The 13,561-nt window shown below is 58.1% G+C and carries 13 protein-coding genes and 2 pseudogenes; 11 read left to right on the top strand and 4 right to left on the bottom strand.

The features are described from left to right. Positions 1-9: 9 nt before the first annotated feature. The 4 genes and pseudogenes from P6U16_RS22325 to P6U16_RS22310 form a co-directional block, all read right to left on the bottom strand. Positions 10-1,131, bottom strand: coding sequence for an ABC transporter permease (locus P6U16_RS22325; RefSeq protein ID WP_277704529.1), 1,122 nt, complete (start codon positions 1,129-1,131; stop codon positions 10-12). After that, positions 1,128-2,140 (bottom strand): annotated as a pseudogene (locus P6U16_RS22320) (ABC transporter permease). Before P6U16_RS22320 ends, P6U16_RS22325 begins: the two are co-directional and overlap by 4 nt. Before the next feature lie 69 nt (positions 2,141-2,209). Further along, entirely contained in the window at positions 2,210-4,261 is a 2,052-nt protein-coding gene (locus tag P6U16_RS22315; protein ID WP_277704862.1) for an ABC transporter substrate-binding protein, read from the bottom strand. Positions 4,262-4,472: 211 nt separating this feature from the next. Then, complete coding sequence (locus tag P6U16_RS22310) at positions 4,473-5,945, bottom strand: alpha-glucosidase/alpha-galactosidase (protein WP_277704528.1); 1,473 nt, start codon at positions 5,943-5,945, stop codon at positions 4,473-4,475. A gap of 190 nt (positions 5,946-6,135) precedes the next feature. Here P6U16_RS22310 and P6U16_RS22305 point away from each other — a divergent pair, with 190 nt between their 5' ends. The 11 genes and pseudogenes from P6U16_RS22305 to P6U16_RS22255 all read left to right on the top strand — a co-directional run bounded on the left by P6U16_RS22305 (position 6,136) and on the right by P6U16_RS22255 (position 13,536). Then, positions 6,136-7,065, top strand: coding sequence for an AraC family transcriptional regulator (locus P6U16_RS22305; RefSeq protein WP_277704527.1), 930 nt, complete (start codon positions 6,136-6,138; stop codon positions 7,063-7,065). Positions 7,066-7,332: 267 nt separating this feature from the next. After that, a complete protein-coding gene (locus P6U16_RS22300; RefSeq protein ID WP_277704526.1) occupies positions 7,333-7,785 on the top strand; it encodes a hypothetical protein in 453 nt (150 codons plus the stop codon). 216 nt (positions 7,786-8,001) lie between these two features. Then, positions 8,002-8,289 carry a hypothetical protein gene (locus tag P6U16_RS22295; protein WP_277704525.1) on the top strand — a complete coding sequence of 96 codons (288 nt, stop codon included), beginning with the start codon at positions 8,002-8,004 and terminating at the stop codon, positions 8,287-8,289. A gap of 82 nt (positions 8,290-8,371) precedes the next feature. Further along, positions 8,372-8,713: a type II toxin-antitoxin system RelE/ParE family toxin gene (locus P6U16_RS22290; protein ID WP_277704861.1), complete on the top strand. Its 342-nt coding sequence runs from the start codon at positions 8,372-8,374 to the stop codon at positions 8,711-8,713. Beyond that, positions 8,685-8,987, top strand: coding sequence for a transcriptional regulator (locus P6U16_RS22285; RefSeq protein ID WP_277704524.1), 303 nt, complete (start codon positions 8,685-8,687; stop codon positions 8,985-8,987). Before P6U16_RS22290 ends, P6U16_RS22285 begins: the two co-directional genes overlap by 29 nt. Positions 8,988-9,046: 59 nt before the next feature. Beyond that, a pseudogene (locus P6U16_RS22280) lies at positions 9,047-9,663 on the top strand (recombinase family protein). A gap of 31 nt (positions 9,664-9,694) precedes the next feature. Further along, entirely contained in the window at positions 9,695-10,333 is a 639-nt protein-coding gene (locus tag P6U16_RS22275) for a glutathione binding-like protein (protein ID WP_277704523.1), read from the top strand. A gap of 204 nt (positions 10,334-10,537) precedes the next feature. After that, a complete protein-coding gene (locus P6U16_RS22270; RefSeq protein WP_277700678.1) occupies positions 10,538-10,879 on the top strand; it encodes a transposase in 342 nt (113 codons plus the stop codon). Further along, the gene (gene tnpB, locus P6U16_RS22265) at positions 10,876-11,223 is read left to right on the top strand and encodes an IS66 family insertion sequence element accessory protein TnpB (protein WP_277700677.1); all 348 of its coding nucleotides are present in this window, start codon (positions 10,876-10,878) and stop codon (positions 11,221-11,223) included. The genes P6U16_RS22270 and tnpB overlap by 4 nt, the downstream gene beginning before the upstream one ends. A 77-nt stretch (positions 11,224-11,300) precedes the next feature. After that, a protein-coding gene (locus tag P6U16_RS22260; protein WP_277702652.1) for an IS66 family transposase occupies positions 11,301-12,952 on the top strand; the annotation gives its coding sequence in 2 pieces (ribosomal slippage) (positions 11,301-12,900 and positions 12,900-12,952; 1,653 coding nt in all). After that, positions 12,952-13,536 carry a plasmid pRiA4b ORF-3 family protein gene (locus P6U16_RS22255; RefSeq protein WP_277700675.1) on the top strand — a complete coding sequence of 195 codons (585 nt, stop codon included), beginning with the start codon at positions 12,952-12,954 and terminating at the stop codon, positions 13,534-13,536. Before P6U16_RS22260 ends, P6U16_RS22255 begins: the two co-directional genes overlap by 1 nt. Positions 13,537-13,561 lie beyond the last annotated feature (25 nt).

Genomic DNA, 13,561 nt, shown 5'->3' with positions numbered 1-13,561 from the left:
GTCGTCTCCTCAGTACGGGTCGACGGCGTCGCGCAGGCCATCGCCCAGCGCATTGAACGCAAAGACGGTGATCAGCACGAAGGCCACGGGAGATAGGATCCAGGGATAGGATCCGATGACGGAATAGGTCGAGGTGTCCTGCAGCATCAGTCCCCAGGACATCAGCGGCGGTTTCACCGCAAAACCGAGAAAGCCAAGGAAGGATTCAAGCAGCACGACGCTCGGGATGGCCAGCGTCACCGAGACGATCACATGGCTCATGACATTGGGGAAAATGTGCTGGAAGATGATCCGCCGATCGGTGGCGCCGATCGCCATCGCCGCCCGGACATAGTCGATCCGCGCCAGCGCCAGCGTCTTGCCGCGCACTTCGCGTGACATCTGCGCCCAGCCGAGCGCCGACATGACAAAGATGACGAAGGCGAGGAAAACATTGGTCGGCGCCGTCACGGGGATGAGCGAGGTCAGCGCCAGGTAGAGCGGGAGCTGCGGAAAGGCGAGAACCAGCTCGACGAAGCGCTGCATCCACGTATCGAAGCGCCCGCCGAAATAGCCTGACACCATGCCCACCGTGGTGCCGACGACGGTGACAATGAAGACCACGGTGAGCGCGATCATCAATGAGACGCGCGAGCCATGAAAGATGCGCGACAAGACATCGCGGCCGAATTTGTCGGTGCCAAGGAAATTCACCGGTGTACCGTTCGTTGCGCCGAAGAAGTGGCGGTCTGTCGGGACCAGGCCGAGGAACCGGTAGTGAAAACCCTTGACGAAGAAGCCGAGGTCGAGCGGGTTGGCATAGTCAGGGCCGACGATCGGCTGGAAGGTGATCGGGTCGAGTTCTGTGCCCTCCCCGACCTGATAGGTGCGCGGCCAAACGAGGCTGCCCTCCTGGTCAGTGATGCTGATTGTCTGCGGCGGGGCGAAAGCAACGCCGGTGAGCTTCGGGTCAACAGGGGAAAAGAACTCCGCGAAGATCGTCATCAGCATGAGCATGCACACGAGGACGAGGCCTGCCATGCCGGTCCAAGAGCGCTTCAGGCGGCGCCAAACCAGCGCCGAATAGGTCTCATTGCCGTGGTTTGCCGGTGGTGTCGGGACGATGACGGCTGTTTGAACCTCTACGTTCATGCGTGGGCTCCTCCACCCAGACGGACGCGCGGATCGAGCAATGCCAGAAGCATGTCGGCGATGATGTTGCCGACGATCAGTGTGGCCGAGAGCACCAGCATGAAGGTTGCCGTGACATAGACATCGCCGACCCACATCGAGCCGACAATGGCCGGGCCGACGGTCGGAAGCGCGAAGATGATCGCCGTCTCGATCTCGCCGGTCAACATGTAGGGCAATACGACGCCCTGATACATGACCAGCGGATGCAAGGCATTGGGAACGGCATGGTGCAGGATGACCTTGCGTTCGGACAGACCCTTGGCGCGCGCGGTCTCGACATATTGGGCGTTCAGCGTATCAAGCAGGTTTCCGCGCATGACCCGCATATTGTAGGCGAGGCCGCCGAAGGTGGCGATGGCGATGACCGGCCAGACATGCTTGAGAAGATCGACGAACTTGTCCCAGGACCACGGCGCCCCGCCATATTTGGCGGAGTGGAAGCTGTTGATCTCGGTGACGTTGAAATGGAACACCAGGATATAGACGATGATCAGCGCCATCAGGAAGCGCGGCACCGTCATGCCGAGGAAGGAAATGCCGGAAAGCAGCGTATCGACCCAGGTATATTGTCGCGTGGCGGCAAGAATGCCGAAGGTGATGCCGATGATCGATGCGAGAATATGGCACACAAGCGCCAAGGCGAGCGTGCGGGGCAGACGCTCGCCGACAACCTCGGAAACAGGCTTGTTGTAGAACAGGCTATGGCCGAAATCGCCTCGTGTCACGATGCCCGTGATCCAGTTGACGTACTGGACGACCATCGGCTTATCCAGGCCGTTGGCGATCTTGTAGGCCTGTGCCTGGGCATCGGCCTGCTCGAAGGTGGCGCCCCCTGATTGATCATTTGCGAGCGGATATAGTCGCTGTAGTCGCCCGGCGGTGCCTGGATGATCGCGAAGGTGACGACGCTCAGCACGAAGAGCACGGGGATTGCGGATGCGATGCGCACAAGCAGAAATCGGAACATGGCTGTTGGGTTCTCTTGTGTGTCAGGGTGGCTTCGGGCCGCGCTGGGCGGCCCGAAGCGTCGGGAGGATCAGTTGATCGGGCCGGCCTCGCCGGGCTTGCCGGGAAGCTGCTGCGGGAAGAGTTCGAAGTCGCCCTGTTTGTCGGCAGCCACGAACATGCGTTCGCGGATCACCGTATCCTCTGCCCAGTTGAACATGAAGATCGGGGCGCCGACCGGCACGTTGGAGAAGCGCTTGTTGATGATCAACGCGCCTGGATATTCCGTGAGGCCGACCGTATCAACATTCTCCGTTGCGATCTTCTGATACTGCTTCATCAACTCCGACCGTTCGCCGTTGTCCTGCGAGCCGATGAACTTGTTGACGATGCCGACAAGCTCTGTCTCATAGGGCAGAAGATCGACCGTGCCATCCTTGCCGGCGCGATGATGCCAACTCGTCCGCGGACCTGTGGCAGCCAACTGCGTGGTGTTCTGCACCACGGATGTCAGCTCCGGATCGTTGCGCCGGATCGTCCAGTCAAACTGGCCCGCATAATGGGCATTGTCCTTCTTGACCCCATCAAGCGAATTGAGCGTCACCTTGATGCCAAGTTGCTCCATCTGGCCGATAACGCCTTCAGCGAGGTTCTTGTCCGTGCCGTAGTCGGAGTTGGCCAGGAGAACGACCTGCACGTCCTGGCCGCCAGCGGTGTCGGCCGGGAAATTGACGAAGCCGTTGTTGTCGCTATCCTTCAGGCCAATCTTTTCGAGCAGCGCCTTGCCGCCGTCGATATCAAAGGGATAATAGACGGTAGATTGGCGATCATAGAAGCTGGTGCCCGAGGACAATCCACCCGGATAGATCGCGGTAAATGGACCCTTGACCAGCGAGTCGCCAATCTTCTTGCGGTCGAGCGCCATGGTCACGGCCTTGCGGAAATCCGTGTTGCGGTTGAGTTCCCGAACAGCCTGCCCGCGTTGGTCGGGTTCACCCCAGCCGTTGGCGGAAAGGTTCATGCGCAGATTGTAGCCGATCAGCCGCGCGCCGAAGGCGAGACGGGCTGGGGCGGTTTCCTGGGCTGCGCGCTTCAGCGATTCCACGAAATTTTCCGGTTGCTCGAGGTTGGAAAAGTCACCCGATCCGGCAATTGCCTGAACATCGCGGTCTGCCCAGGTCGAAAGCTTGTAATGCATCTCATTGAGATAGGGCAGCTGCTGACCGTTCTCGTCGACTTTCCAGTAAAAGGGATTGCGGCGCAACACGATGATATCATCCGGCCGATAGGACACAGGAACCCAGGCGCCCATGACGGGAATGTTCATGTACTCGGCCGGGAAACCGTTCTTGTACTGGTCGTAGGTCACGTCCTTGTTGTATTTCGGGTGCTTGGTCTTCAGGATATGCGCCGGGCCAGGGCAAAACGTCCCATAGGCCATGGCAAACAGATACTGGCGGGGAAACGCTTCCTTGAAAGTCCATTCGACGGTGTATTTGTCGATGGCCTTGAGCGTCGTGCCTTCGCCGAAGGTTTCCTGCGTGGCACCATTCAGCGGCGACACATTGGGGTCGACGACATTGTCGTCCCAGTAAAACATCAGGTCATCGGAGGTGAAGTCGACACCGTCAGACCACTTTGCGCCTTCGACTAGGTGCATGGTGAGCTTGTGGCCATCTGCCGACCAGTCCCAGCTTTTGGCGAGGTTCGGCAGGGGTTCGACGTCGGTCGCTTCCACCTGGAAAAGCGGTGCCGTGCGGGTCAGGCATTCGGACATGGCAATATCGATGCCGCCCCAGCCTTGGGTCTGTCCCGCCGAGTAATTCCAGCCTTCCGGCCGCCCGCCAATGACATGGCGCAACGTATCGCCATAGACGCCGACGCCGTCTGGCATGTTGGCGGTCTTGAACACCAGCGGCTCCTTGGGCAGGCGCTCGGCCAGAGGCGGCAACTTTCCGGTGTCGACGAAATTCTTCGTGACCCATTCCGGTTCGCTATATTTCGGCAGCGCCTTGAATTCCTCGATCGAATTGCGCGGCACGTACGTGATCTTGCCCTGGCCCGGAAATGGTTGGGCTTCCGGAACAATCGTGGGCTCTGAGGCCCAGGACGTTACTGCGAAAGCCGATACGCCCAAAAGCAGGGCGGCGGTTTTCTTGGGGTGAAAAAGCTGCTCATTGTCGTTGGTTCTCCCTTATGCTTCGGGCCGGCCGGTATGGGCGGCTCTCCTCCTAAAAGCACCCGGCGGGGCGGCATCATGCCGTCTGCCGGAACAGAGCGGGCTAAAAATCGCCCACTCCCAGACCTGCCTCCTCCTCCGAAAACAGGTCCCGCATCGTCAGCACGCCATGCGTCTAGCTGGCTGCCTTGAGTTTTGTCGCTTCCTTCTCGGCGCGAAGTTCGTCGATCGAGCGAACCGCGCGACGGGCAACGCCGTTCCAGTCACGGGTCTTGACCGTTCCCTTGCTCAGACGTTCCCGGGCTGCCGGAATGGCATCGGCGTATTGGGGTAGCCACTGCGCCTGCGCCACCACCATCTCGTCGACCATCTGCCAAACCTCGTCCGGCGTGCAGATCGCGCCGACCAGCGGATCGTGGAGGACGGCGAGCTTCAACAGGTCGATATCGCCTGATATGGCGGCATGCACCGACATGCGCTGGACGTTGATCGAAGAAATGCAGGTGGCGGCACAGGCTTCCGGAAGTGTTATGCCAGCGACCATGTTGATGCCGAAGCGATCGACAAATCCGGGCGATTCGATGATCGCATCCGATGGCAGATTGGTGATGACGCCGTTGTTCTTGACGTTAAAATGACCGCGATAGACACGCCCGGTTTCCAGCGCTTCAAGAATATGGCTGGCATGCTCGTTGGAGCGGTGTGCCGGATCGATCGGCCGTTCCGCATCCTTCAGGAATTGCGGAAACTCGGTCTCGAACCAATTGCGGGTCTCGGTCGAATAGCGAAGGTAGCCGCCGGTCTCCCCGTGGATCCAGTCGGACATATCGATCCAGCGGGTAATTTCCTCCGGCCGCTTGCGATACCAAGGTAGGTATTCCGAAAGATGGCCGTTGCTCTCGGTAGAATACACGCCAAACCGCTTCAAAACGTCGATGCGCAGTTTTTCCTGTTGCGAGAAGACAGGGTGCGCCTGGAAGGCAGCGACCAGTTCTTGCTTGCCGATCCTGCGGCCCTTGACGCGGACATCGGTAAACCAGGTCTGATGGTTGATGCCCGAGCAAATATAGTCCAGCTCGCCATCCTTGGCGCCAAGGATTTCGGCGATCTGTTCGGCGCCATGCTGGACCCCATGGCAAAGTCCGATCGTATCGACCTTGCCATATTCGATCGCAGCCCAGGTGTTCATCGCCATCGGGTTTGCGTAATTGAGAAATTTCGCGCCCGGCTCGGCCAGCTCGCGGATATCCTTGCAGAAGTCGAGAATGACCGGGATGTTGCGCTGCCCGTAGAGAATTCCACCGGCGCAGATCGTGTCGCCGACACACTGGTCGACGCCGTATTTCAAGGGAATGCGGATATCGTCGGCGTAAGCCGAAAGCCCGCCGACCCGCACGCAGGAGATGATATAGCGTGCACCGGCAATGGCCTCGCGGCGGTCGGTCGATGCGGTGACTTTTGCCGGAAGATTGTTGGATTCGACGATCTTGTCGAGGATCGACTTGATCATGCCGAGATTGTGCTCGCTCACATCGGTTAGCGCGAATTCCACGCCCCGGAACTCCGGCACGCTGAGAATGTCGGTGAAGAGTTTCTTGGTGAAGCCGACACTGCCGGCGCCAATAATAGCAATCTTGAAGTCGCTCATACTATCCTCGTCGCTGGTCATTCGGCCGGGAAAAACGTACAGGGTAAAATTCAAGCATGGAAAGACCTGCGCTCCCGCGCTTTTCCTCCCCATCCTCCCCGCAGGCGTAACGCCACCGATGGCCATCTTGCGCTGCTCGGGGGCATTATGCGTATATTGCGGCATCTCACTAGAGAGGGATTGTGCTTTCATGGGTAATTATATGCTTAATCGTCTCATCGAAAATGGCTCCGTCATGCGGACAGTTTCACTGCCGCGGGGACGTCATAGCCTGCATACGATGCCGACCAGCACGGGTTACGAAATCCGCACGGATGCAAGCTATGATTGGGACGGCCGAAAACGCGGCCAGACGCCGTTCACAGTCCTGCAGCACACCATCGCAGGGGCGGGAAATCTTCGGTATGAGAACCGGAACTACCGTGTGCGCGCGGGCGAGACACTGCTGGTGCTCGTGCCCCACAACCACCGCTACTGGTTGGAGCAGCACGGCCGGTGGGAATTCTTCTGGATTTCGATGAACGGCGAAGAGGCGCTGCGCATCCACAAGGCCATCCTGGCTGCGGCCGGACCCATCCTCAATCTCAAGCCGCAAACGATCGAGCGGCTTGCAGACTGCAGCTACAGGCTGATCTCAGGCGGAGCAGACGCGCCTGGCAGCGCTTCTGCGATCGCCTACGAAGCCGCAATGGTCCTCTATGACGATGTATTCGGCTCTCATCCAGCATTCAGCCACGAATATCGTACGATGCAGCACGTTATCGACTATATCGCAGCCAATCTGGAGAAACCGCTTCCCGTCGAAACCCTGGCAGACGTTTCCGGCCTGAGCCGAGCCCATTTCTCCCGTGTCTTTACCGCAAACGAGGGCATGCCACCTGCGGAATTCGTATTGCGCAAGCGCTTGCAGCGCGCGACGAAGCTTTTGACCCAGGCAGCGGACCTATCGGTCAAGGAGGTCTCCCTCATGTCGGGTTTCGAGGATCCGAACTATTTCGCCAAGGTCTTCCGCCGCTATTTTGGCGCAAGCCCGACAGAGTTCCGCACCACTGGCATGTATTCCAGCGTCGCCGCAAAAAGCCAGCAAGGAGAGGTTTCATCCTTGGCAACTGCGGACTGAAAAGCCGACGCCAGCCCGGGCAGCGAAGCGCGTGGCTTTTCCTCCCCTGCGGGGTGGGTAGGGACAGATTCTCAATCATGGCTTCAAGCGAATATGGTCAACCGGCCAGCGAAGTTGGCACACATTGGGCAGTCTATCGACGTGCGGTATGAAATCCTGAATTGGGAGGTCCGATGTCAGACGAAATTGGGGCATTATGAAGCAAGTGCCACAAGATTCCGATAAGGGCTGATGCTATCTCCTGAGGCTGCCTCGAGAGTGTTGCTTATGGTGGAAGTCGTAGACGAATCGAAAGTGAAGTCGGCCGAGATCGACGGCAAGATGGAGGTGTTGCGTCGCGAAATCGTCGTTCTCGATGATCAGAATGCGGCATTTGAGACGGTGATCAGGGATTGCGATCCTGACTTTGAACTGGCTGCGCCGCCTTCGAAGGCACGTCGCGCCTCGTCACGCCGAACGGCAAGCGGTCGCGTGACAGAGCTTCTGAAGGGCAAGAACAACCGTCACACGGTGCTCGACATCCTGCGCCGCTCCGAGCGTCCGGCGACGACGGCCGAGATTGCCGAGAAGTTCGCACGCGATGCAGGCCTCGGGAGCGAAACAGCACGCTTGGAGTCCGCCCTCACCAGCAGGTTCTCCGCAACGTTGAACGGTCTGGTGAGGCAGGGACTGGTTCGGCAAGCGGGTACCGCCGAGGATGGCCGTCGCCACCCCTGGTAGATCAGCCGCTAGTTCGGCGGCTCGCCCTGGACCCACACTTGGTCGACGATGTTTCGGGGCCGCGCACTGCCAATATCCGCAGAGGTTTCGCGACGTGGGCCTTGAGGTGATCGTCCTCAGCAGACCGGCAAACTGCCAGCGCAGGCCCATGTATCGCGTGTCCTCCTTCCACGACAACATCGCCATGTACCAATCAAGGTACTTGGCGGAGAAGCGGTGGTTGATGCCCTTGTAGCCCTTCTCGACGCGACTGAAGAAGCTCTCAATAGCGTTGGAATTCGTCCCGTCGTCCTCCTGGAAGTGCAGGCTGTGGTTCACGCGGTGCATGGAGACAAGGCCGATGAGGTCGTCGTTCGCCTTGTGTTCGTCCGCGATGAGGAGCGCTTTCGGATCGACACGCTTGGCGACAGCTGCCCAGGCGTCCTTTCCGTTCTCATCCATGATCACTCGCGTCAGCGTCCGGTTCGGGGCGTGCTTGTTCGCCTCTTTGAATTATTGCAATAATCGGCTTGAGATCTGTATTACGGAGTAATATACAAATTGCCAGTGAGAAGTTTTGAAAGATGTGGAGCTCAACAACTAGGCCATCGAATACGGCGTAACGGATGCGATGCTGTGTGTGGCCGCAAAAGAGATCGAGGCGGGCCTCGTCGGCTTTCTTCTAAAGACACGGGTTGCCGCGCCGGGTCGAGGCAAGTCAGGAAATTATCGGACCATCGTTGGCCATCGGCAAGCTGACAGGCTCATTTTTGTTCATGGTTTCGCGAAGAACAAGATTGATAGCATTAAGAAGAACGAGAAGGCCGCCCTTCGAAAGCTATGCGATGTCTACATGGGCGCTGACGACAAAAAGCTCGCTGAGATGATTAAAAAGAACACCATACGGAAGATTGAGTGCAATGAGCCGGATACTGGAGAACGTACATAAGTCTGCTGAGCGACTGCACGAAGCAGGTTTCGTCGATGACATGACGATGAGAGAGTTCGACGCGCTTTGCCTCCCTCCTTTGCGTGATTATTCTCCCGATGAGATCAAGAAGATCAGAGCGGGGACGAAGGCAAGCCAAGCTGTATTTGCTAGCTTCATCAACGTTAAGAAAATTACTGTTGCCGCGTGGGAGCAGGGAAGCAAAAAACCAAACAGCACAGCTATCAAGATTCTCGATCTTGTTGAGCGTAAAGGGCTGGATATCCTTCGCTAGGATAGGCCAGCTGGTCCGTTCGTGATCGTCCACAGAACGACCGTTTCGGGGGCAGTTTTATGGCTGGCATTCTCGGCTACGCGCGCGTTTCGACTGGCGATCAGGATGTGGCCGGTCAAACGATACGTCTGAAGGAGCCGGTGCGATCAAGGTGTTCACAGACATCAAGTCGGGCAAAACCATGGATAGGCCGGGACTGGTGGAACTACTCGATTATGCTCGTGCCGGCGACACACTTGCGATCGTGCGCCTGGATCGGCTCGGCCGGTCACTGGCGGAATTGCTCGAAACCGTAAAGATGCTCCGCGAGCGGCAGATCGACCTGCTGAGCCTTGAGGAGAAGATCGACACGTCTTCGGCCGCTGGCGAACTGATCTTTCATGTCTTCGGCGCCATTGCTCATTTCGGGCGTCGGCTAATCTCGGAGCGGACGAAAGACGGCATCGCGGCCGCGCGGGCAAAAGGAAAGTTGCCTGGTAGGCAGCCCCTCGACATGAAGAGGGTCGAGGCGGCGATTAAACTCATCGAGGCAAAAACAACTCCGGCTGAAGCCGCCCGACAGCTTGGGCTTGGGCGCTCCACCGTCTATCGGGAAATGCGCCGGCTGGGCATCAGCCGCCCAACTTCAGCGTCTTTCAAACCAGCAAGACGTCGTTGGCAACTCAGTACAGATTGACACAGGTAAGATGCGGATTTCGGAGGAATTGATGCATTACACACTTCATGCTGCGCCAGGCTCTTGCTCTTTTGCACCTCACATCGTCATGGAGGAGATAGGAAGGCCCTATTCGCTGGCGTTGATGTCGCCAGGCCATCCCGAAGCCAAGACCGACGAATTTCACCGCTTAAACCCGAAAGGGCGAATCCCTGTTCTCATTGCCGACAATTTCACTCTCACCGAAGCGCCGGCAATCTTGTTTCACCTGGGCCTGACGAATCCAGACGCGCGGCTGCTGGGGGCGGATACAGAGAACATCGTCCATTCCATCGAATGGTTTAACTGGCTATCGAGTGCGGTTCACGCGGTCGCCGTCCGAATGATCTGGCGTGCCGACTTTTTCTTACCAGATCAATTTATGTACGAGCCCTTGGTTCATAAAGGAAAGGAGCACTTGGCTTCCGCGTTTGCGCTTATAGAATCCAAGTTGACGGACCGAGATTGGGCCGTAGGAGAGTCCTATTCAATCGTTGATCCGTATTTACTCGTATTCTACAGGTGGGGAAATCGTATGGCCGTTGACATGCGAAATACTTACCCTGCTTGGACCTCTCATGCACGTCGGTTGGAGGAGCGAGCGGCTGTGCAACGAGCCTTAACGCAAGAGGGAATATCCCTCTGGGAATAGCTGTCGCGTTGCCGAATCCAAAAATTCGCAAGACCATCGATCCTTAGCGGTCGTGCTTAAATGTCTGATAGCGTTGTTTAGCGGGAAACCAACGCTACGGCCTCATTCTCAACGTATCCCTCCGGTGTGGACCGCCTTGCGGGGATTTGCCGAGATTGTGATTTTGCGCTCTTGAGAGTGGACTTAAGAGCGCAATGAGGAACTATGGCACAGGCCATTTTGCTGACGGGTCAAGAACGGCGTCGTCGTTGGTCACCGGATGAACGGCTGGAAATTCTGGAAGCAGCATTTGCTCCGGGGGCAAATGTCTCGGCAGTAGCGCGTCGTTTTGATGTTTCGACGGGGCTGCTCTACACGTGGCGGCGCCAAGCGCTGTCTGTGAAAGTTGGGCCGGCTTTCGTGCCAGCGACTGTCCTGGACGTTCCTGGCGACGGCGATGGTGGTGCGGCGACCATCGTTGTGGACTTTGCGAACGGTATCAAGGTGAGGATTGCGTCCGGGGCGCCTTGTGATCTTGCCGCAGCAGTGATGCGTGCGCTCAAATGATCCCGATCAGTTCGAGCGTGCGGGTTTGGATTGCGAGCGGCCATTGCGATATGCGCAAGGGAATGCAGGGCCTGGCTCTGATCGTGCAGGAAGGTCTGGGTCGAGACCCGTTCAAGGGTGACGTTTTTGTCTTCCGCGGGAAAAGCGGCCGGCTGATCAAGGCTCTTTGGCATGACGGAATTGGGCTTTCGCTATACGCAAAGCGGCTCGAGCGCGGCCGTTTCATTTGGCCGACGACGGAGGGTGGAGCGATTGCGCTGACGGCTGGCCAGATGTCCTATTTGCTTGAGGGAATTGACTGGCGAAACCCGCAGCAGACATGGCGCCCGACGAGCGCTGGATAGTGTTTTTGGGCGGGATTTGCCGCCATTGGCATCAAGAAAACCTATGCAAATCAGTGGTTTTGTGATTGAGTTCGAGCATGGAAACCGGCTCGGAAAATCACCGTGATCATGCCGCTGCCCTGGAGGCAGAGCTGGCGACAGCGCGGGCGGAACGGGCTACAGCCTTGGCCGAATTGGCTGTTGCCAAGGCCAAGGAGGCCGACGATCAGGCCATCATTCTTCGCCAGAAAGTCTATATCGAAAAGCTGCAACGGGAACTGCGCGGTCAGAAGTCGGAACGTACGGCACGGCTGATTGCGCAGATGGAGCTGATGCTTGAGGACGCCGAAGCGACGGCGACCGAAGATGAGCTTGCCGCCGAAATGGCCGTTGCTGCAGCGGTTGCGGTCACCGGCTTTACGCGCAAGCGGCCGGTCAAGAAGCCATTTCCGGAACATCTGCCGCGTGAGCGTGCCGTGGTGCCAGGCCCGGTTACCTGCAGTTGCTGTGGCGGTGAACGGCTTCGCAAGCTCGGCGAAGACATCACCGAAACGATGGAGAGCGTACCGCGGAGCTGGAAGGTCATTCAGACGGTGCGGGAAAAGTTCACCTGCCGTGACTGCGAGAAGATCAGCCAGGCACCTGCACCCTTCCATGTCATACCGAGAGGGTGGGCTGGTCCGAGCTTTTTGGCGATGATGCTCTGCGACAAGTTCGGCCAGCACATTCCCCTCAATCGCCAGGTCGAACGTTTTGCCCTGGAAGGTGTGCCGATCAGTCTGTCGACTGCAGCAGACGCGATTGGCGCGTGCTGCCAGGTCCTTGACCCGCTGGTGCGGCGGATTGAAAGCCATACGTTCGCGTCTGAACGGATCCACGGTGATGACACGACCGTGCCGGTTCTCGCTCTCGGCAAGACCGTCACCGGTCGGATATGGAGCTATGTCAAGGACGATGCTCCGTTTGGCGGTACGGCGCCTCCGTCGGCGATGTTCTATTATTCCCGGGACCGGGCCGGCGAACATCCACAGGCGCATCTGGCCAACTATAGCGGTATCCTTCAGGCGGATGCCTATACGGGCTATGGCCAGCTTTATCTTCCTGATCGAAGTCCGGGCCCGATTCATGAGGCGGCGTGTTGGGCGCATGCCAGACGACCATTCTTTGCGCAAGCCGATCTGGAGGCCAACGCGCGCCGAAAAGCGCAGGGTAAAGGTGCCGCCGTCATCTCGCCGGTCGCCTTGAACATGGTGCAGCGGATCGACGCATTGTTCGAAATCGAACGCCATATCAATGGCCGCACTGCAGATGAACGAAAGGCAATCCGCCAGCAGTTGTCAAAACCGCTGATCGGCGACATGGAGATATGGATACGCGAACACCGCGCCCGGTTGCCGCGCGACAATGACTTGGCAAAGGCGTTTGACTACATGCTGAACCGTTGGGAATCCTTCACCCGCTTCCTCGACGACGGGCGTATCTGCCTGTCGAACAATTGCGCGGAGCGCTCTCTGCGCGGTGTGGCGCTCGGACGAAAAGCCTGGCTATTTGCCGGTTCCGATCGCGGAGGACAAAGGGCAGCGGCCATGTACAGCCTGATCGTCACCGCGAAAATGAACCGCATTGACCCACAGGCTTGGCTTGCCGATGTTCTCGCCCGCATCGCCGATCATCCAGCCAGCCGCCTTGATGAGCTTCTCCCTGGAATTGGCGGAAAACCAAGACCTCGCCACTGAGGCAGGCAGCCTGATGGCAGGTCCTCTCGTTCGCTTGAAGATCACGCTCGATGACGTTGATCCCTTGGTGATGCGGCGCGTTGTCGTCCCATTCCGCATTCGGCTTGACCGGCTTCATGAAGTTCTTCAGGAGGCTTTCGGTTGGACCAACAGTCATCTGTATGAGTTCAGGATCCGTGACATCGGGTTTGGCGTGCCTGATGGTGACTTTGATGGTCCCATCGATGCACGCAAGGAAACGCTTCTTGCTGCCATCGAAGATATCGGCGCGAAATCATTCAAGTACCTCTATGACTTCGGCGACGGCTGGACGCACACCGTGAAAATCGAAAAGATCTTTCCAGCGACGGCCGGCTTTGACGATCCATTCCTTCTCGAGGTTGTCGGACGGTGTCCTCCGGAGGATGTTGGCGGCCCTTGGGGCTATGAAGAGTTCCGCGAGGCTCTTGCCGACGTCAACCATGAGCGACATCAAGAACTGCTCGAATGGTGGGGAAGCTCAGACTACGACCCCGGAGAGGTCGATTCCAGAAGTCTCGGCAAAAACGTCGAAGCTCTGGCTGCGAAATGGAAACGCCGAACGCGAAAGAAGGCCTGAAACTGCGGCCTTCGGCGAATGCTTA

Origin of the sequence: Rhizobium sp. 32-5/1, assembly GCF_029537235.1 — a bacterium.
In the GTDB taxonomy this organism is placed as follows: Bacteria; Pseudomonadota; Alphaproteobacteria; order Rhizobiales; family Rhizobiaceae; genus Pararhizobium.
This window is presented reverse-complemented; position numbering and strand designations above follow the sequence as displayed.